General features: G+C 70.5%; 19 protein-coding genes, 1 tRNA gene and 1 pseudogene. 12 read left to right on the plus strand and 9 right to left on the minus strand.

The genetic code is table 11. From position 1 onward, the window contains the following. The first annotated feature begins 308 nt into the window (after nucleotides 1–308). From ACZ4LX_RS16410 to ACZ4LX_RS16435, 6 genes are all read left to right on the plus strand, one after another. Nucleotides 309–384, plus strand: a tRNA-Arg gene (locus ACZ4LX_RS16410). An 826-nt stretch (nucleotides 385–1,210) separates the two neighbouring features. Continuing rightward, a complete protein-coding gene (locus ACZ4LX_RS16415; RefSeq protein WP_467644540.1) occupies nucleotides 1,211–1,567 on the plus strand; it encodes a hypothetical protein in 357 nt (118 codons plus the stop codon). A 609-nt stretch (nucleotides 1,568–2,176) separates the two neighbouring features. Beyond that, complete coding sequence (locus ACZ4LX_RS16420) at nucleotides 2,177–5,311, plus strand: AfsR/SARP family transcriptional regulator (RefSeq protein WP_467644544.1); 3,135 nt, start codon at nucleotides 2,177–2,179, stop codon at nucleotides 5,309–5,311. Nucleotides 5,312–5,741: 430 nt separating this feature from the next. Continuing rightward, entirely contained in the window at nucleotides 5,742–6,185 is a 444-nt protein-coding gene (locus ACZ4LX_RS16425) for a hypothetical protein (RefSeq protein ID WP_467644547.1), read from the plus strand. 21 nt (nucleotides 6,186–6,206) lie between these two features. Continuing rightward, entirely contained in the window at nucleotides 6,207–6,629 is a 423-nt protein-coding gene (locus ACZ4LX_RS16430) for a hypothetical protein (RefSeq protein ID WP_467644550.1), read from the plus strand. A 556-nt stretch (nucleotides 6,630–7,185) separates the two neighbouring features. After that, on the plus strand, nucleotides 7,186–7,500 hold the full coding sequence (locus tag ACZ4LX_RS16435; protein ID WP_467644553.1) for an L-rhamnose mutarotase: 315 nt from the start codon (nucleotides 7,186–7,188) through the stop codon (nucleotides 7,498–7,500). 61 nt (nucleotides 7,501–7,561) lie between these two features. Here the strand turns inward: ACZ4LX_RS16435 and ACZ4LX_RS16440 are convergent, their stop codons facing one another. The 5 genes from ACZ4LX_RS16440 to ACZ4LX_RS16460 all read right to left on the minus strand — a co-directional run bounded on the left by ACZ4LX_RS16440 (nucleotide 7,562) and on the right by ACZ4LX_RS16460 (nucleotide 14,565). Beyond that, complete coding sequence (locus ACZ4LX_RS16440) at nucleotides 7,562–8,011, minus strand: anthrone oxygenase family protein (RefSeq protein ID WP_467644556.1); 450 nt, start codon at nucleotides 8,009–8,011, stop codon at nucleotides 7,562–7,564. 205 nt (nucleotides 8,012–8,216) lie between these two features. Beyond that, nucleotides 8,217–9,845: a vWA domain-containing protein gene (locus ACZ4LX_RS16445; RefSeq protein WP_467644559.1), complete on the minus strand. Its 1,629-nt coding sequence runs from the start codon at nucleotides 9,843–9,845 to the stop codon at nucleotides 8,217–8,219. A 141-nt stretch (nucleotides 9,846–9,986) separates the two neighbouring features. Further along, nucleotides 9,987–10,865, minus strand: a complete 879-nt coding sequence (locus ACZ4LX_RS16450; RefSeq protein WP_467644562.1) for an ABC transporter permease — start codon at nucleotides 10,863–10,865, stop codon at nucleotides 9,987–9,989. Next, on the minus strand, nucleotides 10,862–13,522 hold the full coding sequence (locus ACZ4LX_RS16455) for an alpha/beta fold hydrolase (RefSeq protein WP_467644565.1): 2,661 nt from the start codon (nucleotides 13,520–13,522) through the stop codon (nucleotides 10,862–10,864). The genes ACZ4LX_RS16450 and ACZ4LX_RS16455 overlap by 4 nt, the downstream gene beginning before the upstream one ends. Nucleotides 13,523–13,785: 263 nt before the next feature. After that, nucleotides 13,786–14,565, minus strand: coding sequence for a hypothetical protein (locus ACZ4LX_RS16460; protein ID WP_467644568.1), 780 nt, complete (start codon nucleotides 14,563–14,565; stop codon nucleotides 13,786–13,788). A gap of 192 nt (nucleotides 14,566–14,757) precedes the next feature. Between ACZ4LX_RS16460 and ACZ4LX_RS16465 the strand changes: the two genes are divergently transcribed. Further along, nucleotides 14,758–15,390, plus strand: coding sequence for a DUF2461 family protein (locus ACZ4LX_RS16465; RefSeq protein ID WP_467644571.1), 633 nt, complete (start codon nucleotides 14,758–14,760; stop codon nucleotides 15,388–15,390). Nucleotides 15,391–15,418: 28 nt separating this feature from the next. On the opposite strand, the gene ACZ4LX_RS16470 is transcribed toward ACZ4LX_RS16465, so the two are convergent. Continuing rightward, complete coding sequence (locus tag ACZ4LX_RS16470) at nucleotides 15,419–16,567, minus strand: hypothetical protein (protein WP_467644575.1); 1,149 nt, start codon at nucleotides 16,565–16,567, stop codon at nucleotides 15,419–15,421. A 217-nt stretch (nucleotides 16,568–16,784) separates the two neighbouring features. Between ACZ4LX_RS16470 and ACZ4LX_RS16475 the strand changes: the two genes are divergently transcribed. Continuing rightward, complete coding sequence (locus tag ACZ4LX_RS16475) at nucleotides 16,785–17,252, plus strand: hypothetical protein (protein ID WP_467644579.1); 468 nt, start codon at nucleotides 16,785–16,787, stop codon at nucleotides 17,250–17,252. A gap of 19 nt (nucleotides 17,253–17,271) precedes the next feature. Here ACZ4LX_RS16475 and ACZ4LX_RS16480 read toward each other — a convergent pair whose 3' ends face one another. Next, nucleotides 17,272–17,904, minus strand: a complete 633-nt coding sequence (locus ACZ4LX_RS16480) for a DUF4291 domain-containing protein (RefSeq protein ID WP_467644582.1) — start codon at nucleotides 17,902–17,904, stop codon at nucleotides 17,272–17,274. A 652-nt stretch (nucleotides 17,905–18,556) separates the two neighbouring features. On the opposite strand from ACZ4LX_RS16480, the gene ACZ4LX_RS16485 reads away from it, so the two are divergent. After that, nucleotides 18,557–19,846 carry a sporulation protein gene (locus tag ACZ4LX_RS16485; protein WP_467644584.1) on the plus strand — a complete coding sequence of 430 codons (1,290 nt, stop codon included), beginning with the start codon at nucleotides 18,557–18,559 and terminating at the stop codon, nucleotides 19,844–19,846. 73 nt (nucleotides 19,847–19,919) lie between these two features. On the opposite strand, the gene mmsA is transcribed toward ACZ4LX_RS16485, so the two are convergent. Together mmsA and ACZ4LX_RS16495 are read right to left on the minus strand one after the other, a co-directional pair. Continuing rightward, nucleotides 19,920–21,419: a CoA-acylating methylmalonate-semialdehyde dehydrogenase gene (mmsA, locus tag ACZ4LX_RS16490; protein WP_467644586.1), complete on the minus strand. Its 1,500-nt coding sequence runs from the start codon at nucleotides 21,417–21,419 to the stop codon at nucleotides 19,920–19,922. Between the two features lie 191 nt (nucleotides 21,420–21,610). Beyond that, a pseudogene (locus ACZ4LX_RS16495) lies at nucleotides 21,611–21,923 on the minus strand (5-deoxy-glucuronate isomerase); the annotation flags it as partial. A 127-nt stretch (nucleotides 21,924–22,050) separates the two neighbouring features. Here ACZ4LX_RS16495 and ACZ4LX_RS16500 point away from each other — a divergent pair. The 3 genes from ACZ4LX_RS16500 to ACZ4LX_RS16510 form a co-directional block, all read left to right on the plus strand. After that, nucleotides 22,051–22,422, plus strand: coding sequence for a peptidoglycan-binding domain-containing protein (locus ACZ4LX_RS16500; protein ID WP_467644589.1), 372 nt, complete (start codon nucleotides 22,051–22,053; stop codon nucleotides 22,420–22,422). A 249-nt stretch (nucleotides 22,423–22,671) separates the two neighbouring features. Next, nucleotides 22,672–22,986: a heavy-metal-associated domain-containing protein gene (locus tag ACZ4LX_RS16505; RefSeq protein WP_467644592.1), complete on the plus strand. Its 315-nt coding sequence runs from the start codon at nucleotides 22,672–22,674 to the stop codon at nucleotides 22,984–22,986. Nucleotides 22,987–23,092: 106 nt separating this feature from the next. Next, a partial coding sequence (locus tag ACZ4LX_RS16510; protein ID WP_467644595.1) for a heavy metal translocating P-type ATPase occupies nucleotides 23,093–24,535 on the plus strand: 1,443 nt, incomplete at its 3' end.

Below are 24,535 nucleotides of genomic sequence, written 5' to 3' on the forward strand. Positions count from 1 at the left end.
TGTGAAGAATGCCCAATTTTGGCGCCTTTTTGAAGCGTATAGCCACCTCTGCGCGCCGGTTCCCCCGTCCGGACAGAGGGGACGAGTGGGGCGCAGGCATAACGAGTGCACAACACCCGGGGCGCGATGCGTCAAAAGCGGTGCATGAATCGCACCTACCTGCGATTATCGTCTCGCTTCACTGAACCTCCACATCGTGCCACGCAGGTGAAGCAACCGGGCGGAGACAATCGGAGCCCTATCCTTGTCCCGGCAAGGTCACGGACCGCCCGGGTCCCAGGGCTCCAGGCCACCGAGGTCACCATCCGGCCCCCGTAGCTCAGTGGATAGAGCAGGCGCCTTCTAAGCGCTTGGCCGCAGGTTCGAGTCCTGCCGGGGGCGCCACCGAGAGTCCTCCTCACCGGGAGGGCTTTTCGCAGTTCAGGGCATGTTTCGGTGGACACGGCGAAGCCCCGGACAGTCTCCTGACGATCAAGGGAAAGTCCGGGGCCGTACGGCTGTCACCGGGGTTTCGCGGGTGGCCGCGCCGAATACGTGCCGAAGTCCGCCGTCCCGTCAGCCTGCGGGCGGCGGTTCCGGGAGGTCTCCGGCGGCTTCGAGCCGCCTCTTGAGATCGGGAAGCTGTCCTTCCACGCACCGTGCGTAGGTGGCCAGAAGCACCGGGACGCTGTCGCCCGCCCAGCCCGCGACCCGGGCCGCTCACATACGGAGAGTTACGATTGCTTGGCTTCAGAGGAGCTGACGTGAGCTCGGCTCTGCCGTCCATCGAATTGGGGACCGCCTGCAAAGCTGGCGGATTCAGTCAATCCACCCTGGAGACAGGCGGCCGGCCAACCGCCCTCCAGCCGACCCGGCACGGATACCCACGCCATCGGCGCTCGCACATCAGGCTGGATGACAGCCCTGCTGTTCCGACACGCAGGCCCGTCGCATGCCCGTCCGGTCGGGGACTGACGGGGAAACATGGGGACAAGTAGCACGATCGTCATTGGATCGCAGGTCACAAGCGTGCAGGTCAGACCCCATCCACATACGGGGTCTTCCGGACTGGTGCGACGTAGCCGATAAGGTCGGCCCATGACGTCACATCAGGCGGATGCCGCGTAGGTCCCCGCGCGCGTTGAGGGCGACCGTGCCCGACAGGGAAAGCGGTGGTGCGGTGAGCACACTGCTCATCAGCGCGTGTCCTGGACTGCCGGCGTGTACTGCCGTGCATACGTACCTCTTCATCGATGGCCTCGACGTGGTCGCGCGCAGCGATGGCAGAATGGCCGGCCTCGATCCGAGGCAACTGCTCCGCCCAGGCGGACCGCTCTATCCGACGGATTCACCGTGCACGGTGGATCTGGCAGCCCAGGAGCAGCCCGAGCCTGGTTCGGGCAGGCTGACCATCCGGGTCCGGCTCCGGGGCGGGATGGTTATCTGGTCCGACCTGATGTACCCGGGCCTCGAAGGGGAGGTCATCGAGGAGGTTCGCTTTCGCTTGGAGCAGTACCTGGGCGAAGTCGAGCGCGCATACGCGGCGTTGAGGGATCAGCCGGTGATCCCACCCAGCGAACCTGAGTGAGCGCCCAACTGCGTGACAACGCTGACGAACACCGGCGGACGTCCGCGAACGTCTGTGAACCATCGGCGCAGGAAAGAACCACGCCAGCCCAAGGCGCCACTCCCGCCCAACTCGCTTCGGAACGAACGGGTCATCACGCAAATTCGGGACGGCCACGGCTGAGGCGGAGCCCCGGACCCACCGGCCGCCGGAGGGGCGACCCCCTTCTCGAATCCGAAACGCCGGCGCGGACCCGCCTGCCGGAGAGCGCCCGCGCGGGCGCCCTGCGGCGCGGCCGTCCCGCACCGCACGCACCCACCGACGAACGCCGCTTCCCGGCCAGGAGGACGGCAGTGCCGCCCACCGCAAGGTGCGGTCGAGGGTGGGGCGCATGAACGGCCGCATGACGAACGACGAGGCGGGCGCTCGCTGTGACTGTTCCCCTATTCGCACTGGTTGGCGGTCGGGTCCGCGCTAAGTTGGCGCAGTGATCCACCAGAGCACTGGCTGCGGCCGACGACACGACGCCGCGTACACGTACGCCCGTGACCGTCGCCTTCAAGCCGTTGTCATCACTGGCTCAGTAGCATGGGGGGCATGCCACCCACGACCATCGGTGGGTGACGTGCTGTGAGATTTCAACTGCTCGGCCCCGTTGCCGCATCGTGTGGTGACCGCCCGATCCCCCTGGGCTCGCCCAAACAGCGCTGCGTCCTGGCCGCGCTTCTGTTGGCGCCAGGAAAGACCCTCTCCACCGAGCAGCTGATCGAGTGCGTCTGGGGAGACTTCCCGCCCGCCACCGCGCGCAGCACGCTGCACAGCTACGTGGCGCGGCTGCGCAGTTCCCTGCGTCAGCAGGACAGTACGGTGGCGATAGTGCGCCGGGCCGGCAGCTATGCGTTCACCGTCCCGGCCGACGACGTCGATCTGCATCGATTCCGGGAGTTGTCGGCAGAGGCCCGCGCTGCCGGAAACAGCACCGAGTCCGAGCGGATCCTGGACGAGGCACTGGGGCTCTGGCACGGTGAACCGCTCTCCGGCATCGCCGGGGACTGGGCCGAAGCGATGCGTACCCGTCTGCGGCAGGAGCGGCTGGCGGCGATGCTGGACCGTATCGACCAGAGGCTCTCCGCGGGGGAAGCCGGCGGTCTGACGGCTGAGCTGCGCGACCTCGCGGCCGAGAATCCGTGGGACGAGCGACTCGTTGCCCAGCTCATGACCGTGTTGTTCCGCTGCGGACGGCAGGTCGAGGCACTCGACCACTTCGACGCGTTCCGGCGAAACCTGGCCGAGAAGTTCGGTGTTGACCCCGGCGCCGCACTGCGGGGACTGCACGAGGCAATCCTGCGTGACGATCCGGAGCTGAGCGCCTTCCCGGCCCCCGCACAGTCCCCGGCCCCCGCGCAGTTCCCCGCCCCCGCACAGTCCGCGTCCCCGGCCCCGGCGCCCGCCCCGGCTCCACCCCGGTCCCCGGCTCCGGCACCGGCTTCCCCCGTCCAGGCTGCCGCAGTGGCCGGTGCTCGGCCGGACTGGATCGTGCAATGCCGACTCCCGCCCGCGGGTCCGGGTTTCGTCGGCCGGAAGGAACAGATGCGGGAACTGGAGGATCTGCTGACGGGAGCGGCCCGGGGCACTCCCGTCGGTCCCGTCGTCATCACCGGCTCGCCCGGCGTGGGGAAGACAACGTTGGCAGTGCACCTCGGCCACCGGCTGCGGGCGGTCTTCCCGGACGGGCAGTGGTACGTGCAGCTGCCCGCCACGGGTGAACGGCCACGGGATCCCTCCGAGATCCTGACGTCGCTCATGCACGCCTCCGGCATGGAAATGGCCGCGCCCTCCGGGACCCTGGACGACCAGGCGGCGGACTTCCGCAGTCGGCTGGCCGACCGGCGCGTGCTCATCGTGCTCGACAACGTCGCGGACGCGGAGCAGGTCCGGCCCCTGCTCCCCGGCACCGCGGGGGCAGCCGTACTGATCACCAGCCGGACGGAGTTGCGCGGTCTCAGCGTCAGCCACGCCGCCCACGTCGTTCAGCTGCAGGTCCTGGAACCGGTCGAGGCACGCGCCCTGCTGTCCGGCGTCCTGGGCGAGCAGCGGGTGGCTTCGGAGCCGGAAGCGGCGGGACGGCTGGCCGAGCAGTGTGCCCGGCTTCCGCTGGCTCTGCGCATCGCCGCCGCCAATCTCGCGGCCCGGCCCGGAAGGTCGTTGGCGACCTACACCGCCGAGCTTGCCGATGGCGCGCGACTCACGAAGCTGTCCATCGTCGGCGACCGCCAGGCCGTCCGTACCGCCTTCGATCACTCGTACGCGGAGCTGGAGCCTTCTGCGGCACGTCTGTTCGCCCTGCTGGGGCTGCACCCCGGACCGGAGTTCAGCACGGAGGCGGCAGCCGCGCTGCTGGGGGCCGGGCCCAACGTGGCCGAGGAGTTGCTGGATGTACTGGCCGGCGCGAGCCTGATCCAACGCACCGCGACCGACCGTTTCCGGTTCCAGGACCTGCTGCGGCTGTACGCGGCCGAGCATGCCGCGGAGGACCCCCTGCACGAAGCGGCGTGGGAGCGGTTGTGCGACTGGTACCTCGCCGCCGCCGATGCCGCAACAGCCTTCGAGTACACCGGTATCGCACAGCTGCCCCGGCAGCGCGCCGTTTCCGACAGGTTCGCCGACCGGCAACAGGCTCTGGAATGGCTGGATCAGGAGCTCGCGAACATGACCGCCGTGGCCGGACACGCCGCCTCGGCAGGACCGCACCACATCGCCTGGCAGCTGGCCGACCAGCTGCGCATGTACCTCTACGCCCGGCTCCACCGGGTCGAGTGGAAGAGGATGGCCACCGCCGGTCTGCACGCCGCCGAAGCCTCGGGCGACATCCTCGCCCGAGCGGCGATGCTCCAGAGCCTCGGCGTGCTGGGCCACCACATCGAGGACCAGGGCCACAACCTGGATCACCTCCTCGGAGCCCTGGAGGGATTCCGGGCCGGCGGCTTCGTCCCCGGCCAGGCTGCCGCGTTGAGCAACCTGTCGGTCTACTACGGGCGTCGGGGTGAGATGCGTCAGGCCGAGGAATGGCAGAAGCGCTCCCTGGCGCTGGTCCGCGATCTCGACCGCCCGGTGATGCTGGGCGTCGCGCTCGACGTCATGGGGCTGATCCACTCCTATCTCGGCCAGTCGGAGCAGGCGATCGAGTCCACGACTGAGGCGATCGATCTAGCCCTGCGCCACGGGCAGCCGCTGGAGACCATCAGCCCGCTGGTCAACCGGGCCATCGCCCATCACGGCCGGGGGGACTACGAGGCGGCGCTGGCCGACGGCACCGAGGCACTGCGGCTGTCCAGGAAGCACCGGGAGCGCCGAAACGAGGCGGATGCCCTGGAGATTCTCGCGCGCACGTACCGCGACACCGGCCGCCTCGACCTCGCCCGCCCACTCGCCGAGAAGGCGCTGGCATACGCCCGCGATCACGCCGACCCCAGCGCACTGAGCGACTACCTGATCAACCTCGGTGAACTGCTCTGTCTCAGCGATGAGTTCCCGCAGGCAGTGGCGTACCTGGAGGAGGCGTTGGAGATCACCACCCGGTGCGGCTTCCGCCACCAGGAGGCGGGGGCCCGCATCGGCCTCGCCCGCGTCCGGTGCGCGGAGGGGAACGTTCGGGAGGCCGCGGAGCAGGCGGAAGCAGCCCTGGCCGCAGCCGAGGAACTATGCCTGCGCCCGGCCGAGCGACGCGCCCGCGTCATCCTGGCCGAACTCGGCCAGGCGGGGTAGCCCTTCGGCGGCACCCGGTGGCGGCACTTCTCCCATGCCTCCGGTGCGGTGGTTCATTCCTCCGGTGCGGTGGTTCTTCCACGCCTTCCATCGACGTGGTTCTTCCAGGCTTCCCGCCAAGATGATTCCTCCATTTCTCTTTCTCAGGTCGCGGGTGCCGCCACGGATCATTCAAAGCGCCGTACCCGCCCAAAACGCCTTACCGACCTGAAGATGTACGAACCCAAAGCCGTACCGACCCAAAGCCGTACCAACTCAAGCCGCACGGACCCAAAAGCCGCCCCGGCCCAATAAGTCGCGAAACACCCTGGTGTCGACCGTGGGCGGGATCATGCGACAAGCGCTCTGCAACCCGTCTGCAGCCGCCTTGCAATAGGCACGTGGCACTCTCCAGCATGTGGCGCACCCCATCCACAGCAAGGAAGTCACCATGCGCAAAATCACGCGTTCATCCATCGGTGTCGCAGCCGCCCTCGTCGCTATCGCTTTCTCGACCGGGGCAGCCCCGTCGCAGGCCGACTCGGGTCAGCCGCGACTGCTTGATGCGAACCCCACCTCGTACTACTACATAGATCCACCCCTCGTCCCGGCCGCGAAGGTCGACTGGTGGGACTTCCATCCGGACACGCTCGACGATCTGGACGAGTTCTTCATCTACGACATCTCGAAGGACGGATACGGCGTCTACGCTTCGTTCGCCCACCCGAACGGAAAGACCTATTCGGCAACGAACACCAATGGCGCGAACGCCGGCGGAGTGGCGCTGAACATCGCCAACCTCAAGGACAACACAACGGGCAAGCTCAAGATCTGCCTGACGCAGAACGGGAAGCCCATCTCTTCCATGTGCCAGTCGTGGAACATCACCGAATAATTACAGAAGGAAATGATCAGCGTGAACAACTTCACCAGGGCCACCGTCGTGGCGGTCGCAGGCATTGCCCTCGCCGTGGGCTCGCAGGGTTTCGCCTCTGCCCAAGTGGGCGTGGACACACCCAATGAGACCGAGTACTACCCGGCGAACGCGCAGACAGGGGTGGCGGTCTGGAATGACTACTACAAGCCTGAGCCGACCAGCGATGCGGACAGTTTCTATGTCGCCGACACCCGCAAGGACGGACATGGAGTCTTCCTGAGGATCGACCACCCCAACGGGCAGACCTACTTCAAGGCATTCAATCAGGGCTATGGCGGCGGCGCCCGTGAATTCAAGCCCCCGAACCTCCCGAACGGGCACACCGAGTGGATCACGCTCTGTCTCAGCGAGAAGAGCAAGCCCATCGAAAATACGTGCACCATATCAAGCATTACTGAGTGACTGAACCCACCACGGAAGGAAGGGAAGAGCGTCGGGCCGGTTGCCGGTGCCCCTTTTCCCGCCTTACGTTGACGCGTGGTGAAGGGCGGGGACGACCTTCACCACGCCGGTGATTCGATTGGTGCCGCAGCGGGGATTTCGCGAGGGCGCCATCCATCGAGGCCGGTAACTCCCCCTCACCGGGACAGCGGATCTCGGCGTGGATGGCGTTCTCTCGGCGTATCCATCGCTTGAAGCGCTGATCCCGGAACAACACCCGGGCGATCCCTCCGCCGCGTTCGGCACCGGGAGAACGCGGGCGGGCAACAGCGCTCCGGGGCCGCCGACGGTGCACACGACACGGTGCGCGCCCGGAGCGCCGCGCGGCCGACTGGGCCGACTGGGCCGACCGCCACTCACGCACGCTGACGCGCCAACTCACGACCGACTCGGTCCATTGACCGCACCCCCGTTGCCCGTCTAGCTTGCGAGGACACATTGAAACCTTTCAGTGGACCTTCAGTCCGTGCGCCCCGCAGCCTCGCAACGGCGCGCCCACCGCCCAGGAGTCCCGAACATGCAGCGCGTCTGCTTTCTGCTGAACGTACGCAAGGACCGCATCGACGAATACCGCGAGCGTCATGCCGCCGTCTGGCCGGACATGCTCGCCGCGCTCTCCGGTGCGGGCTGGCGCAACTACTCGCTCTTCCTGCGTGAGGACGGGCTGCTCGTCGGCTATCTGGAGACCGACGACTTCGACGCGGCCCGCGAGGCGATGGCCGCGACCGAGGTCAACGAACGGTGGCAGCGCGACATGGCGGACTTCTTCGAGCAGCCCGAGGCGGCGGACGAGGCGATGGTGCCGCTCACCGAGGTGTTCCACCTGGCCTGATACGCGCCCGGCGGCCCATCAGGCCACGGCGCCCAGCAGGACCAAGGCGTCCGGCGGCCCCTCAGACGGCGGCCACCGCCAGCAGGACGAACGCGGCCAGCGAGAGCACGGTGCGGAAGCGGTGCAGTGCGTTCCAGCGGGCTTCGAAGGCGGTACGCGCCGCGCTGTCGTCGCCGCCCTCGGACGCCGCGAGCGCGTTGTTCAGCGGGATGTTGCCGGCGATCGTCACGAGGTGCGAGGCGAGGGCGCAGACGAGCGCCACGATCACCAGCGGCCACCCGTCCTCGCCGTGCTCGGTGAAGACCGCGACGGCAGGAAGAGCGATCACCGTCAGGAAGAGTACGAGGAAGACGGGTCCGGGCACCTTCTCGTTGAAGCGGCGCATGGCCGTGGTGAAGCCCTCGTCCGACAGCACGGCGAGACCGGGCATGATCGCGATGAGGAACGTCAGCATGAAGCCGGCGTAGAGACCGGTCGTGAGCACGGCGAGAGTCAGGAACAGGGAGTCCATGGGCTCATCATGGCGCGGCGGCGCCCGTCGTACGGTCTGAATCCACAGGCCTGCGCGACGAGTTCGTGCCGCCACCGTCCGCCGGCACGCCACCGCTCAGCGCCTCCGCCCTCCCGTCCTCACGCCGTCGCTCCTCCCGTCCTCACGCGCCGCCCCACCTTGCCCCACCCCAGCCCCTCCCGGCCCCGCCCGGCCCGCAAGGCGCTCAGTCCATCTCGCCCTCTCCCGTCCCGGTGCCGGTGTCATCGAGGCCGCTCCTGAGCCGGTCCGCCCGGCCGATCATCGTGGCCAGCTTCGCCACCGAGTCGTCCTCGGTACGGGCGGCCAGCGTCCGGGCCCTGGCGGAGAGTTCGCCGAGCGAGGGGGTTCCCGGGAGCGAGCCGCCGCGCAGGCTGTCGGCGAAGTAGGCAGCCACCGCCGTCACCTGGAGCCGGGTGCTCCCGCCGCCCCACAGCGCTCCGTCGACCGCACCGGTCCCCACCGATCCGGTCCGCTCGTACGCCTTGCGGGACTTGGGATCCAGCCAGCGCACGGTCGCCGTCGCGACATGGCCCGAGGCGCCGTCCCGCAGCCGCACGGCGTAGAGCGCCGTCACGGTGTGACCGGGGCCGACCTCGCCGCCGTCGACCCGGTCGTTACGGAAGTCCTCGTCGGCGACCTTGCGGTTCTCGTAGCCGATGAGCTTGAACTTCTCCACGGTCTTCGGGTCGAAGGCCACCTGCGCCTTGGCATCGCGTGCCGTCAGTTCGATGTGCGCGGGCAGCTGGTCGACGAAGACCTTGCGGGCCTGCTCCTCGTCGGCGATGTACGTGGTGTGGCCGTCGCCCTTGTTGGTGAGCCGTTCCATCAGGGCATCGCCGTAGTCGCTGCCGACGCCGACCCCGAAGAGCGTGATGCCGTACTCACTACGGGCCGAGCCGATCCGCTCCAGGATCGCGTCGGCGTCGGTCTCGCCGGTGTTGGCCAGTGCGTCGGAGAGCAGCACCACTCGGTTGTTGGCGCCCTTGCGCCGGCCTTCGACGGCCTCCTCGTAGCCGCGCGTGACACCCGCCGCCACGTTGGTGGAGTCGGACGGTTCCAGGGAGTCGACCGCGTCGTGGATCTTCCCCCGGTGGTCGCGCAGCCGGGTCATCGGCAGGACGGTCGCCGCCTCGTCGCTGAAGGTCACCAGCGAGACCGAGTCGTCGTCGCGCAGCTCGTCGGTGAGGATGCCCAGCGAGGTCTTCACCAGGCCGAGGCGGTCGGGCGAGGCCATGGAGCCGGAGATGTCGACGACGAAGGTGAGGGCGGCGGGCGGCCGTTCGGTGCTGCTCGGGGCCGCTCTGGTGGCCAGGCCGACCCGGACCAGGGACCAGTCGCCGCTCTCACCACCAGCCCGTGCCCCGTCGACGGAGACGGTGAAGCCGTTTCCGGCCGGGCGCCGGTAGCCCTGGCGGAAGCTGTTGACGAACTCCTCGGGCCGTACCGTCTCCGGTCCCGGCAGACGGCCGTCGGCGAGGGTGCGGCGTGCGTATCCGTACGAGGCGGTGTCGACGTCCAGCGCGAAGGTGGAGAGGTAGTCGGGCGGGGCGGACTCCGTCAGCCCCTCCGCCTTCTCCCGGCTGTCCGCCCCTTTCGCTCCGTCCTTCGCCGCACCGTTGGCGGCGCCGTTCGCTGTGTCCCCGGCCGATCCGCCGGTGGCGGCCGGTGCGGGCGCGTCCGCCCGTTTGCGGCTCTCGGACGAGTTCCTGTCACCGGCCGAGCCGCCCGAGCCGTCCGAGCAGCCCGTCAGCAGTACGCCCCCGGCGAGGAGCAGTCCCACTGCCCCCCGGTACATCCGTATCCGGCGTTCCATCCCCAACCCCCAGTGTCGTTGGCGTCGTTGTGCCACCACGTGTGCATGTGACGTACGCACCGGGGCCGCGGACCCCGCGAGGACGTTGCGGAAAGATCTCGATGCGGCAACGACTGAGGGTGACCGGGCGGAAGGCCAAGGTCAGGACACGATGTCCTTACGGCTGAACCCCCGGAAGGCGAAGGCGAAAAGAATCAGGGCATACGTCACCGAGATGGCCGCACCCTTCGCCATACCGGCCCACTCCAGGTCGGGCTGGAGCGCGTCGGCCCACGCGAACTGCCAGTGGGCGGGCAGGAAGTCGCGCCAGGAGCCGAGCGCGGTGACCGCGTCCAGCACATTGCCGACGATGGTCAGCCCGACCGCGCCGCCGACCGCGCCGAGCGGGGCGTCCGTCTTGGTCGACAGCCAGAACGCCAGCCCTGCGGTGACGAGTTGGGACACGAAGATGAAGGCGACGACGAGCGCGAGCCTGGGCACCGTGTCCCCGGTCGCCAGCGCGCCGCCGGTGGGCAGTTCGAGCGGACCCCAGCCGTACGCGGCGGCTCCGGCGGCCAGTGCGACGAGCGGCAGCAGCACCATCGCGGCGAGGCTGAAGCCGAGCGCCACGACGAGCTTGCTCCACAGCAGCCTGGCCCGGGGCACCGGCGCCGCGAGCAGATAGCGCAGCGAGGACCAACTGGCCTCGGACGCCACGGTGTCGCCGCAGAACAGCGCCACCGGGACCACCAGCAGGAAGCCCGCCGAGACGAACAGGCAGGTCGCCGCGAAGTTCGCGGCGGACGCGGTGGCGGTGTCCATCAGGGTGAGCCGGTCGCCGCCCCCGGGCCCGCCGTCCGGGGTGCCGCCGATCGCGAAGGCGATGATCAGGATGAACGGCAGCGCGGCCAGCACCCCGCCCATGAGCAGGGTGCGCCGCCTGCGCAGCTGGCGCACCGCCTCCACGCGCAGCGGAAGGGTGCGGCCGGCTCGGTATCCGGGGGCCTCGGGGGCCTCGGCGACTTCGGATGCGGTACTCACGCGGAGCCTCCGGAGATCAGAGTGAGGAACGCGTCCTCCAGGCGGCGGTGCGGTCCGACACCGGTCAACGGAATGTCCAGACGCACCAGTTCGGTGACGAGCTGTGGCGAGGTGGCGCCGTCGAGCCGGACCAGCAGCCCGTGCGCGTCGTCGGTACGGACGGCGGAGCCGATCCCCGCGAGTGCGGCGATCTTCTCGACGAGCGGTTCGGTGATCTCCTCGGCGGAGGTGACCAGCATCATGTCGCCCGAGCCGGTGATCTCGGCGACGGGCCCGGCCTGGACCAGCCGGCCCCGGTCCATGACCACGAGGTGGGTGCAGGACTGCTCGACCTCGGACAGCAGGTGGCTGGAGACGATGACCGTACGGCCACCGGCCGCGTACCGGATCATCACGTCCCGCATCTCGCGGATCTGGGGCGGGTCGAGTCCGTTGGTCGGCTCGTCGAGGATGAGGAGGTCGGGCATGCCGAGCATGGCCTGGGCGATGGCGAGGCGTTGCCGCATCCCCTGCGAGTACGTACGAACCGCCCTGGCCAGGGCGTCGCCGAGCCCGGCGATCTCCAGGGCCTCCTCCATGTGCGCGTCCTCGGCGGGCCGCCCGGTGGCCTGCCAGTACAGCTCCAGGTTGGCGCGGCCGGACAGATGCGGCAGGAACCCCGCCCCTTCGACGAAGGACCCGACGCGGGACAGCACGGGCGCGCCGGGCCGGACGGCCCGCCCGAAGACGCGGATCTCGCCGTCGTCGGGCGTGATGAGCCCCATGAGCATGCGCAGGGTGGTGGTCTTGCCCGCGCCGTTGGGTCCGAGGAGCCCGAGGACCTGCCCCTTCTCCACACGGAAGGACAGCTCCTTGACCGCGTACCGGTCAGAGGACTTGGCGTACTTCTTCGACAGCCCGGTGATCTGAAGCGGTACGTCGGTCAGCGCGGGGTCCGGGGCGGGGCCGGCGGTACGGCGCCGCATGGTGAGCAGCAGGGCCGCCGCGATCACCGCTGCGGCGACCGGCAGCCCCCAGGTCCACCAGGGCAGCGCGGCGGCAGCGGTCTTCAGACCGGGTGCGGTGGGAATGGTCAGCGGGCCGTCGAGGGAGACGGTGTACATGGTCGGCTCGGCCGGGGACGCGTAGCCGAGGTCGGTGGCGGCCAGCACGAGCCGGAGCCGGTGTCCGGAGTCGAGTTCGTGGTCGACGGCGGGCAGCGTCAGGTCGACCGGCCCGCCCTGCTGATCGGGGGTGATCCGGTAGGGGGCGACGAGCTGGGAGGGCAGCACCTGCTGCTTGCCGTCCGGCGAGACGTCGTACACCTTGCCGAACAGCACCGCGTCGCCGTGCCCGGCCTTGACGTTCACCCGGACGGTCGGTGAGCCGGTGATGCGGCGCGAGGTCGCCAGGGGCGCGGAGTCGAAGCGGGCGTACTGGCCGGGGAAGTCGATGGAGAGCCCCACGCCGAACGTGGAGAGCTGGGCGAGGCCGCCGCCGACGCCGGGTACGGCGGAGATGGCGGGCGGGTTGGCTCCGGCGGGGTTGCTGAACTTCTGCTCGTGGCCCCGTAGTTCCACGTTCTCCGGGCCGCTGTTCAGCCCGGAGTAGGTGGCACCGCTCGCGCCTCGGGTGAGGGCGGCGCCGTCGGTGGAGTCGATGCCGCCGGTCCGGGTGACACGGAAGGCGGGGCCGGTGGCGGCGCCCTCGTCCCCCTTCAGATAGCGGTCGAACCAGGCCCCTACCCGTTGCCGCACCCGGCCGGTCTCCAGGTCGCCGCCGTCGTGCCCGCCGGCGATCCAGTCGACGGCGACGGGCGCGCCGTTCGCCTTGATGGCCTTGGCCATGGCGTCCGCCTGCCCGAGCGGGAAGAGCGAGTCGGTCTGGCCCTGGACGATCAGAGCGGGGACCTTGATGCGGTCGGCGACGGCGCTCGGGGACCGGTCGGCGAGCAGGGCGCGCGCGGCGGCGTCCGGCTTCCCGCTGACGGCGACCCGCTCGTACATGTCACAGAGCTGCTTCTCGAAGTTCCCGCAGCCGCCGCCGGTGGTGACGAAGATGCCTGCCCAGAGCTTCTTGAACACCCCGTCGGGAAAGAGGGATTCGGAGAGGTTCCAGTAGGTGATCTCGGGGGCGACGGCGTCCACGCGCTTGTCGTGTCCGGCGGCCAGGAGCGATACGGCTCCGCCGTAGGAGGCCCCGGTGATGCCGACGCGGGGGTCGCCCTCGGCGTCGAGCAGCACCTCGGGGCGGCCGGCGAGCCAGTCGATCAGCCGGGAGACGTCCTTGACCTCACGGTCGGGTGCGTTGAGCCCGATCCTGCCGCCGGACTTCCCGAAGCCGCGCGCGGACCACGTCATGACGGCGTATCCGTCGGCGGCCAGCTGCTCGGCCTGCTCCCGGGTCTCGGCCTTGCTGCCGCCGAAGCCGTGGCCGATCAGCACGGCGGGCCTGCGCCCGGTGCCGCCGGCGGTGAAGTACGAGGTGTCCAGGGACACCCCGTCGACGCGCATCATCCGGTCCTGGCGGTGCACGGCCGGCGCGCTGTCGTCGGCGACGGCGGTCCAGGTGCCCGCACCGGCCAGCACCGCGAGCACGGCGATGCCCGCGGCCCACCGGCCTCGGGAACGGGGCAGCAGCCGCCGCCACCGGAGCGTACGCGCAAGAGGAGTGTCCATGCGTCGACCCTAAGCGGCCCACCGCCCCGCCCGGCCTGCCGTCAGGCTGAGGTACCCGGCCTCCTCAAGGCGTACGGCGCCGCCCCGCGTACTCCGGACGCGGTATGCCGTTGCCTCGCGGGCGGGCTCGACGCCGGGTGGCGCGAGACCCACCGACGCTCCCCATGACCGGGCCCGCCTCGGCCGGACACGGACAGCCCCGGCAGTCGCGGCTCTGCTCCTGAGCGAGGTCATCAGGTACGGACACCCCCGGCAGTCGCGGCTCAGCTCTTGAGCGAGGTCATCAGGTCGCGCATGTCGCTGATCAGGGCCGGCTGGTAGGCGGACAGATCCGGGGCCTTCGGCTCGTCGACGGTGAGGCGCGCGACGTCGTCGCCGCCGTCGCCGCCGGGGTCGTGGTAGACGAAGAACTGCGAGAGGCGCAGGGAGAGCACCGCGCCGCCGTCCAGGACCCGGAGTTCGGTCTCGCCATCGGCCAGGGACAGCAGATACGCCTTGTCGCCGAGGTCGGGAACGATCTCCACTCTGGTCCCGGGGTCGACGCCGAGGTCCGTCTCGTTCCGCCTCGCCTCGAACTCGGCGCGCGGGTCGGTCTTCTTGTGGAGAGCGATCGTGACGGCGACCGAGTAACGATCGGCGCCGTCCGCGTCCGGGCGGCTCCCGCCCTTCCCCTCCGCGAGAGTGATGGAGCACCGCACCCGGTCGAGCGCCTCGTGGCGCAGCATGCCCGGACCCAACGAGCCCGCGGGCTCCCTCGGCCCGATCGCCGCGCCGATCGACTTGAGCCGCACCTCCGGGCAGGGATCCTTGTCCAGCCGGTATCCGCGCAGGTCCGGCGTCCGGTCGGCCGGTTCGTACACCATCAGGGCCGTTGCCCACAGGGCCGACGCGACCAGGGCCCCGCCCACCGCCCACAGCCGGCGGCTCCGCGTTCCCGGGAGCCGAGGCTCCCGGGGGCGCGCGGGTGGCGGGGCACTCAGGTCCAGCACGCCGGAAGCGCCCGGCCCCTCCAGCTCCCCCGCCATCTCCGGCTCGGAAATCATCCCGCTCCCCCTCCGCCGCCCGCCTCGCCCCCCTGCCTCGGCCCATGATCCCCCATGCCCGTCCGGCCGGGGCCGTTCCAGGCCAACCGCCGGTGCCGGGGGTGCGGGCCGTTCGGCACCGCCTCCGCAGCGGGTACGGTGTGCGGCCGTCGGACCGGGCGATGCCGATCACGGGTGACTTACCCTCGGCGTATGTGTGGACAGTTCACCGGCTGGCCGAAGCAGGCCCTCGACGTGTTGTGGCAGCTCCAGGGCGAACCGTCCCCCGCGACCCGCGAGCGCTGCCGGGCGGACCGCGAACGCCTGGTGCGGCAGCCGATGATCGCCTTGCTCAACGAGCTCGCGGACGCGGACCCCCGGTACGAGGACTTCTCCGTCTGGCACTACCGCACCAACTCCTGGTGGTGGCAGAACCAGAGCGCGGTGATCCGGCTCGGCCGCAAGATCGAGATCGGTCTCCGGTTCGGCCTGGACGGCCTGCGGATCCAGGGCGCCTGGTGGTATCCCGATCCGGGGCAGGTGGAGATGTTCCGCCGAGCCGTGGCCTCCGAGGGGAGCGGCCGTGAACTGTCCGCCGTCGTCGAGGAGCTGCGGAGGAAGGGCTACGACATCTCCGGGGACGTCATGAAGCGCCCGCCCCGCGGCTGTCCGGCGGACCATCCCCGTACGGATCTGCTGCGCCACCGTTCGCTGATCGCCGCACGCTCCTTCGGCTGCGAGGAGTGGCTGCACACCCCGGAGGCGGTCGTCCAGGTCGCGCGGGCCGCCGCCGACCTGGACGCCCTGCTGATGTGGCTGGTACGCCACGTGAAGCGCGCCGCCTGACGCCGCCTCGGCCGGGGGCCGCGCCGGCTCAGAGCCGGGTGGTCAGCACATACGGCTCGGGTACGGCGGCGTCCGCCTGGACATGGCCGCCGAGGACGGTGAGGGTGTCGTGCGAGGCGACGGCGGAGACGAGCCAGAAGGTGGCACCGTCGGGCACGGACGGGAGCGGCAGGGAGGTCCACCGGCCGGCGGCCCACCGAAGCACCGTGGTGTCACCGACCGCCGTGATGCCGCCGGGGGTGGCGGCGAACCCGTAGAGACGGCCGGCCTGCGCGGGAACGCGGACCTGGCGCCAGACGCCACCGATCCGGCGCAGCACGAGGGCATGACCGGGGTCGTCAGGAGTGAGGATCGTGCGCCCGGTGGCCCACAGCGCCCCTTCGCCGTCCGTGCCCAACTGGTTCGCCTCCCCGTACAGTCCGGTGGCGGGCAGGGCGGCCGGCTTCCAGTCCTGCCCGTCGTAGTGCAGGATCAGCGGCTGGTCGTCGCCACTGTGGCCACTGAGCCACACGTCCTGCGGGCCGAGGACGGCTACGGACGTGGGGTTGACGTCGGCTGCGCCGGGGACGGCCACCTGATGCCAGGCCGACCCGTCCCAGTGCTCGACCAGCGCTTCGAAGTGCGACACCACTGTGGTGCCGCCCGGTTTGCCGGGTGTCGGGGTCTCGCTGTCGGTTATCTCGGCCCAGCCGACCGCCCAGACGTCGTCCGCCGCCCTGGCCGAGACCGACAGCAGTCCGCCGCCGCGCGCGGCGTCCGGCAGCGGTGCGGTGACGATCTGCCAGGAGGAGCCGTCCCAGTGCTCGGTGAGGACCCCGCCGAGCGAGTCGACTTCGTCACCGACGAGCCAGCCGTCATCGGGATCGCCCCGGACGACGGCCGCCGCGTTGATACGGCTGTCGCCGTCGAAGGCCGGCAGCGGTGTCTCGCGCCAGCCCCGTCTGTCGCCGCTGAGGAGCAGCGGGGTGGTCGTCTCCTTGTTGTCGTCGACCCTCGTGATCTTTACCCCGTAGGCCCAGGCGGTGTGCGGTCCGACGCTCACACCGCCCAGCAGGGTGCCGTCCACGGGCGGGAGCGGGACCGAGGAGAAGCCGGAGCCGCTCGCCTGCGCGGTTCCGCTGCCGAGCAGCAGGAGCGGGATCGCCACTGCCCTTGCCAGTCCACTGCGCCATCGCATAAGTGCTTCTCCGTCTGTCTGTGGAATGCCGTCAGACGTGTAGTGCGGCGGCCCGGCCGGGAGGTTGCACCTGGGGCGGTGATGTCCTGCCGCCGCACCGGCGAGATCAATTGAACGGCTTGGTGCCACACCCTTGTGGGAAGCGCACGTCCACCAAGCCCGAAGGCTGTCCGCGCCAACCAAGTGCCTTCCTTTGAAGGCGTGTTGGAATAATTTTATGGTCACTTCCACTGACGGAACCACGCGCCTGGGCCCGCTCGGTCCCGCTCACCGCCTGCGTGCCGAGATCGAGCGGATGAGAGACGAGGCAGCGAACCAGAGGAAACTCGCCCACCGCCGGGCCGAGTTCTGGGCCAGGATGGACATCCTCCTCGGATTCCCCGCGGCCCTGCTCGCGGGCACGGCGGGAGCGGCCGGACTGGCCTCGGCGGACGTGCGCGTTCCCACCGCCCTCATCGCTCTGGCCTCTGCCGGATTCGCGGCGGGTGCGGGCTTCCTGCGCAGCGACACCAGGCGCCGTGCCAACAAGCGCGCCCGGCACGCATGGGCCTCGGTCGAGGCCAGGGCCATGGTGGCACTGGCCCAGGAGCACGTGTCCCACGAGAGCCTCGACGGCCTCCTGGAATGCCGCCAGGCGGCCCTGGCCGCCTACGACGGCGAGGATCCCCAGCTCGGGCCGTCGTGATCCGCGACACGCGAACGGCTCATCCCGTCCCCGGAGTCGCCGCCGGAGCCGGGTAGGGCCGCTCGTCCGGCAGGAGCCGGGCCGCCTCGTCGTTCCGGCCGGCCCGGGCCAGTTCGTGGATCTCCCGGGCGAGCGGCGTGACATCGCGGATCGCCACCGTCCACTCGTCGGCGTACCGCCGCGACGCCTCCCCTGCCAGGCCGAGCTGGAGGGAGCGGTACGGAAGCCGGTTCAGGTGCAGGTCGCGCTCGGGGTCCCACTGGACACGGGCCGGGGCCTGGCGGAGTTGTCGCTTCCACGTGGCGAGGTCGGGGTGCACGCCCCGTTCGTAGTGCGAGAGTTCGGCGTGGGACAGCGCCCAGTCGAAGCCCTCGCGGGTGATCTCGACCGCCAGGACCGTCTCCTGGCCCTCCTTGGCCGCCCAGCCGCAGCGATACATCATCCACAGGAAACTCGGCTTGATCCAGGTCATGCGGTCGCGCTTCCAGGCGGGCGGAAAGCGGCCGTCGCGGGCGGCGGGGAGGCCGAGGACCGGGGAGTACGCCTGATAGACGGTGACGGTCGCGCCGGTGTGGAGCGCGCGGATCTCGTGCTGCGGGAACTGCAAGTGCTGCGGGGACTCCGGGTGCTGCGGGTGCTGCGGTGCGGTCATGACACCATCCCAGCACCGCAGCCCCCGTCCGGCGAGCGAATTCCACGGCCGCAGCGTCTGCGGCACACCGCCCGGAGCCGCCCCCGGGCACGCGAGCCCGGCGTGATCCGAACGGGAGACTTCAAGGGGCGTCCCGCACCCCGTTCCCGTCGGGCGCCTCCACACGGTGGAATTACTTCCGGGAGGAGCGCGAGAAGATCAGATAGAGAATGAATCCCATCGGAAGGTGAACTTCCAGCGTCGCCGCAGGAGAGAGAACCACCGATAACTCGATCAGGTCAAACATTTTTCTGACCTCCGCCTCTGAATGCTCCGACGCCCTATAGGCGTTCCGGTCATCTCCATCGACTTCGCGGCCTCTTCGGCCTGCGGTCCGGTCGGCTCGGATCCCTCGGCCTGTACGGCGTTCACAGTCTCGACGGCCCGTACGGGGCTTGATGTCCCCATGACAGCGCGGGAGCGCGGCAGCGCGCAGGGCTCACAAGGGGGCTCACAACTCGCCGGACCTGCCCACGGGACCGATGGCGTCGGTACGCTGCGAGAGAAAGGAGGCGGAATGACGGAAACCCGGATAGGTGAACGCCAGGGAAATCGACGCTTTGAGGAGATGGTTGCCTCATCGGGTGCGAGCCATAAGCGACTTGCTCACCGGGTGAACGAACTCGCTTCCCGAGAAGGACAGTCCACGCAGTACACGCACACGTCCGTGGCGAACTGGTGCCGTCGCGGCATGGTCCCGAAGTGGCCGGCCCCACGGCTCATCTGCATCGCCCTGTCCGAACTGCTGGGCAGGCCGGTGTCCCTCGCAGACATCGGGATGCCGGGCGCAGAGCGTGACACGAGCCGGCTGGGCCTGGAGTTCGCCCGTCACCAGGACGACGCAGTGACCGAAGCATCGGCCTATTGGAGCGCTGTGAACCGCCGTCAGTTCCTCACCAGCCAGACGTTCGCCATCTCCGCCTTCACCACCCCGTTCACCCGTTGGCTCATCGACCCCGCGGATCCTCCCCAGGCACGCGCCGCGGGGCCCTCCGTCGACCGGGAGCACATCGCCGAACTCAGGGAAGCCGCCGGCAGCGCCCGGCTGTGGGACTCACGGTTCGGCGGGGCGAACAGGAAGTCGGCATCCCTCACGGAGTACCTGTACGAGCGCGTCGCACCGCTGCTCCGGGGCAGTTACTCGGCGCCGGTGGGGCGTGACCTGTTCCGGGTCACGGCGGAAATGGCGAGGCTGGCCGGCTGGACGGCCTTCGACGCGGGCCGGCACAGCATCGCCCAGCGTCACTTCATCCAGGCGTTACGGCTGGCACGGGCCGGGGGCGACGTCGATCTGGGCGCGTACATCCTCACCACCATGGCGATGCAGTCGCTGATGCGCGGCTTCACTTCGGAAGCCATCGACATGGCCCAGGGGGCGTACCAACGCGGCAACACCCTCGACCCGCGGGTGGCGGGCTTCGCCAAACTGATCGAGGCCCGGTCGCACGCCCGCGCCGGTGACGAACGGGCGACCAGTGCGTGCATCGCACAGTCGGAGCGGCTGGCGGAACGCGGCGCGGGCACCGGGGGACCCGCCTGGATCGGGTTCTTCGACCAGCAGCGGATCATCACCGACGCGACCGAGGCCTTCCGCGACCTTGGCAACCACCGGGCCACCTTCGCCTGGAACGCCATCGGTCCCATGCCGTCGGACGCGTTCGCCCGCTCACGGAGCGTCCGGCTCTCGGTCCTGGCATCGGCACACGCCCAGAACGGCGACCTCGCCCAGAGCCTGCACCTGGGGCGCGAGTCGCTGAACCTCTTCACGCGCCTGGGGAGCCTGCGCGGAATGGAGTACCTGCGCGTCTACGGTCGTTCGCTGGAGCCCTGGCGCAGGGACCCTCGGGTCGTCACCTATCTGTCGGACGTCCGGCAGGCGACGCGCTCGCTGACGGTGGCGTGAACCGGGACCGGCCGGGACCGCAGTGCGGTCCCGGCCGGAGACCCGGCGTGTCCGCCGGATCGGTGGTGCGGGGTCAGTGGTTGCTGGGGAAGCCCAGGTCGACGCCTGCGGGGGCGTCGGCCGGGTCCGGCCAGCGGGTGGTGGTGACCTTGCCACGGGTGTAGAAGTGCACGCCGTCGTTGCCGTAGATGTGGTGGTCGCCGAAGAGCGAGTCCTTCCAGCCGCCGAAGGAGTGGTAGCCCACCGGCACCGGGATCGGGACGTTGATGCCGACCATGCCGGCCTCGATCTCCAGCTGGAAGCGGCGGGCGGCGCCGCCGTCGCGGGTGAAGATCGCGGTGCCGTTGCCGAACGGCGAGGCGTTCATCAGCGCCACGCCCTCCTCGTACGTACCGACACGCAGCACGCACAGGACCGGGCCGAAGATCTCGTCCTTGTACGCGTCCGACTCGGTGGAGACGTTGTCGAGGAGGGAGAGGCCGATCCAGTGGCCGTTCTCGAAGCCCTCGACCGTGTGGCCGGTGCCGTCGAGGACGACGTCGGCGCCCTGGGCGGCCGCGCCGGTGACGTAGGAGGCGACCTTGTCGCGGTGGGCGGCGGTGATCAGCGGGCCCATCTCGGACGTCGGGTCGGTGCCGGGGCCGATCTTGATCTTCTCGGCACGGTCCTTGATACGGGCGACCAGGTCGTCGGCGACGGAACCGACCGCGACGACCGCGGAGACCGCCATGCAGCGCTCACCGGCGGAACCGTACGCGGCGGAGACGGCCGCGTCCGCGGCGGCGTCGAGGTCGGCGTCCGGCAGGACCAGCATGTGGTTCTTCGCGCCGCCGAGCGCCTGGACGCGCTTGCCGTTCGCGGAGGCGGTGGCGTGGATGTAGCGGGCGATCGGGGTCGAGCCGACGAAGGAGACGACGGCGACGTCCGGGTGGTTCAGCAGGCCGTCGACGGCGACCTTGTCACCGTGCAGGACGTTCAGTACGCCATCCGGCAGACCGGCCTCGGCGGCCAGTTCGGCAAGGAGGTTGGCGGCCGACGGGTCCTTCTCGCTCGGCTTGAGGACGAAGGTGTTGCCGCAGGCGATGGCGAGCGGGAACATCCACATCGGCACCATGGCCGGGAAGTTGAACGGCGTGATGCCGGCGACGACACCGATCGACTGGCGGATCGAGGAGACGTCGACCCGGCTGGACACCTGGGTGGACAGCTCCCCCTTGAGCTGGGTGGTGATGCCGCACGCCAGCTCGACGATCTCCAGACCCCGGGCGACCTCGCCGAGCGCGTCGGAGTGCACCTTGCCGTGCTCGGCGGTGATCAGGGCGGCGATCTCGTCGCGGTGGGCGTCCAGCAGCGCGCGGTAGCGGAAGAGGATCGCGGTGCGGGTGGACAGCGACGAGCTGCCCCACGTCGCGTACGCGTCCTTCGCGGCGGCCACCGCGGCGTCGACCTCGGCCGGGGAGGCGAGCGCGACCTGGGTGGTGACGGCTCCGGTGGCCGGGTCGGTGACGGGGCCGTAGTTGCCCGACGCGCCCTCGACGGTCTTGCCACCGATCCAGTGGTTGACGGTCTTCATTCTTTGTCTCCTTCAGAGGTGGGCGGCGTCGGTCGGTGAGGCCTCGTTCGTACTCTCCCCGTGCTGTGACCGCCGACGGGCGAGTGACCTTCTCGGCTACCTCAACATCCCACCACGCCCGCATCGGGGGGAGGCCCGACACTGTGTCTGCCGTTTCGGTACCCGCGTAGACACAAGGGGGACGGCCCGGCGGGTACCTCCGGCGCGGGGCCGCGGCGAGCGGGGAGTCGTCGCTCGCACTTCGCTCCTGCCAGGGCGAAGCGGCCGCCTGCGCCGGAGGCGATCTGTGCGTGGGCATCGCGCATCTCCACGGGACGTCGGACACCCACTGAACACGCTTGTCCGGCCCAGCAGTTCAAAGATCTCACCTGAGGTGTGCACCGTACAGCCACCGGTCAACGGCAGTACGGCATCCTCGCCCTCCCCGGTGACAAGCAGATGAACTCCACCGTGACAGGCAGATGGCCTCCCTCCGGCACCGCGTCCCGGCAGCCGTTCCGGCAGTGACGTGACGGCGGCCTGTCCGGCAGTGACGTGACGGCGGTACGGGGTGTTGTCCCCGGCGAGAGGACGGGGCCCGCCGCCACCGGCGGCGGCCACCGTCACCGCATCGTTCAAGGAGTACCCCACCGTGATCCGTACGACTCCGCCGTTCCGCCGCACCGTCCGGGGCCCGGCCCTCGCCGCGCTCGCCCTGGCCGCCTCGCTGGCCGCCGCACCCGGCGCCGCGGCCGACGAGAACAACGTGCCCCCGGCCGGCTCCAGCCCCGTCTGCGCCTTCTACGGCGGGGACAGGCTCACCGCGTTCGGCGAGCAGGGCGAGCGCGTCTCCCAGGTGCAGTGCATGCTCGCCAACCGGCGCTACCTCCCGTGGGAGGCGGTCGACGGCGTGTTCGGCACGCGGACCCTCGCCGCGGTCCAGCGCTTCCAGGCCGACCATCCGCCCCTCGTCCCGGACGGCCTCGTCGGGACGCGCACCTGGTCGGCGCTCTGGCACGCCTGACGCCTGACGCCGGGGGTGCGCCTGGGGGCCGGGGCCTGGGCCTGCGTGCTCAGGGCCCCGCCCTCGCCCGGTCACCTTGCCCCCGTCCCCCTGTCACCCGCTCACCCGGTTGGCCCACCGGCCCGGGGACCACTCGCATTCATACCCCCTAGGGGTATATAGTCGTCAGTGTGGCGGCACACCGGTCTCCCGGAGTCCCCCGGGCCCCTCCGTCACATCCATTTTGTGCTCGTCGAAGAGGAGAACACGATGACCGCCGAGACCCAGCTCCCCCAGGCGACCGGCTCCTGCTGCTCCCCCAGCGGCTCCTGCCACGACGGTGCGGGCGCGGACGCCGCGGCACAGGCAGGCGTGACCACCGTCTACCAGGTGACCGGCATGACCTGCGGACACTGCGAGGGGGCGGTCTCCGAGGAGATCTCCGGCATCGAGGGTGTCACCTCGGTGAAGGCCGTGGCGTCCACCGGCCAGGTGACCGTCGTCTCGCAGGCCCCCCTGGACGAGGAGGCCGTGCGCGCGGCCGTCGACGAGGCGGGTTACGAGCTCGCCGGCCGGGCCGCCTGACCACTTCGGGATCCACCGCGACCTCACAGACCCCTTTGCCGCCGGGCCGGGCCGACCAGCAGATACTGGTAGGGCACGGCCCGGTCGGCGTTTCAGGAGTTCGGACATGCACAGCGCAACAGATGCCGAGGCCCCGGCGGCGGAGAGCTCGGAGGCCGAGTTCACGATCGGCGGGATGACCTGCGCATCGTGCGCGGCCCGCGTCGAGAAGAAGCTGAACCGGATGGACGGGGTCACCGCCACCGTCAATTACGCGACCGAGAAGGCCCGGGTCGCCTTCGGCCCCGGAACCGGCCTCGCGGATCTGATCGCCACGGTCGAGAAGACCGGGTACACGGCGCAGCCGGTGCGCCGCCCCGCGCCTACGCCGGCCTCTGCGCCCCCTCCCGCGCCACCCACGCCGGCCTCTGCGGCGCCTCCCGCACCTCCCGCATCCGAGGCCGAGGCACCGACCGGGGCCGGGGTGACGCCCGGTGCCGGAACCGACACCGGCCCCGGCACCGCGCCCGGCACCGGGACCGCACCCGACACCATGGCCGAACCCGACACCGGGGCCGACGACGCTCCCGCCACCGCCACCACCGCTCTCGCCGCCCTGCGGCAACGGCTCATCGTCTCGGCCGTCCTCGCGGCTCCCGTCGTGGCGCTCGCGATGATCCCGGCCCTCCAGTTCGACAACTGGCAGTGGCTCTCCCTCACGCTCGCCGCCCCCGTCGTCATCTGGGGCGGGCTGCCCTTCCACCGCGCGACCTGGACCAACCTCCGGCACGGCGCGGCCACCATGGACACCCTGGTGTCGGTCGGGACCCTCGCCGCCTTCGGCTGGTCGCTCTGGGCACTGTTCCTCGGCGACGCGGGCATGCCCGGCATGCGTCACGGCTTCGATTTCACGGTCTCGCGCGCCGATGGCGCCTCCACGATCTATCTGGAGGTCGCGGCCGGAGTCGTCACCTTCATCCTGCTGGGCCGCTATCTGGAGGCGAAGTCCAAGCGGAAGGCCGGTTCCGCGCTGCGGGCCCTGCTGCACCTCGGCGCCAAGGACGTCGCGGTCCTGCGGGGCGGTACGGAGGTACGCGTCCCCGTGGGCCGGCTGTCCGTCGGTGACCGCTTCGTCGTGCGCCCCGGCGAGAAGGTCGCCACCGACGGGACCGTGGTCGAGGGTGCGTCGGCGGTGGACGCGTCCATGCTCACCGGGGAGTCCGTGCCCGTCGACGTGCGGGCCGGGGACTCCGTCACCGGCGCCACCGTGAACGTCTCCGGCCGGCTCGTCGTCGAGGCCACCCGGGTCGGCGCCGACACCCAGCTGGCCCGGATGGCCAAGCTGGTCGAGGACGCGCAGAACGGCAAGGCCGAGGTGCAGCGGCTGGCCGACCGGATCTCCGCGGTGTTCGTCCCGGTGGTCCTGGTCATCGCCCTGGCCACCCTGGTCGTGTGGCTGCTGGTGACGGACGACGTGACGGCCGCGTTCACGGCAGCCGTCGCCGTACTGATCATCGCCTGCCCCTGCGCCCTCGGCCTCGCCACCCCGACCGCCCTCATGGTCGGCACC

It is taken from the genome of Streptomyces sp. NPDC026062 (assembly GCF_055568375.1).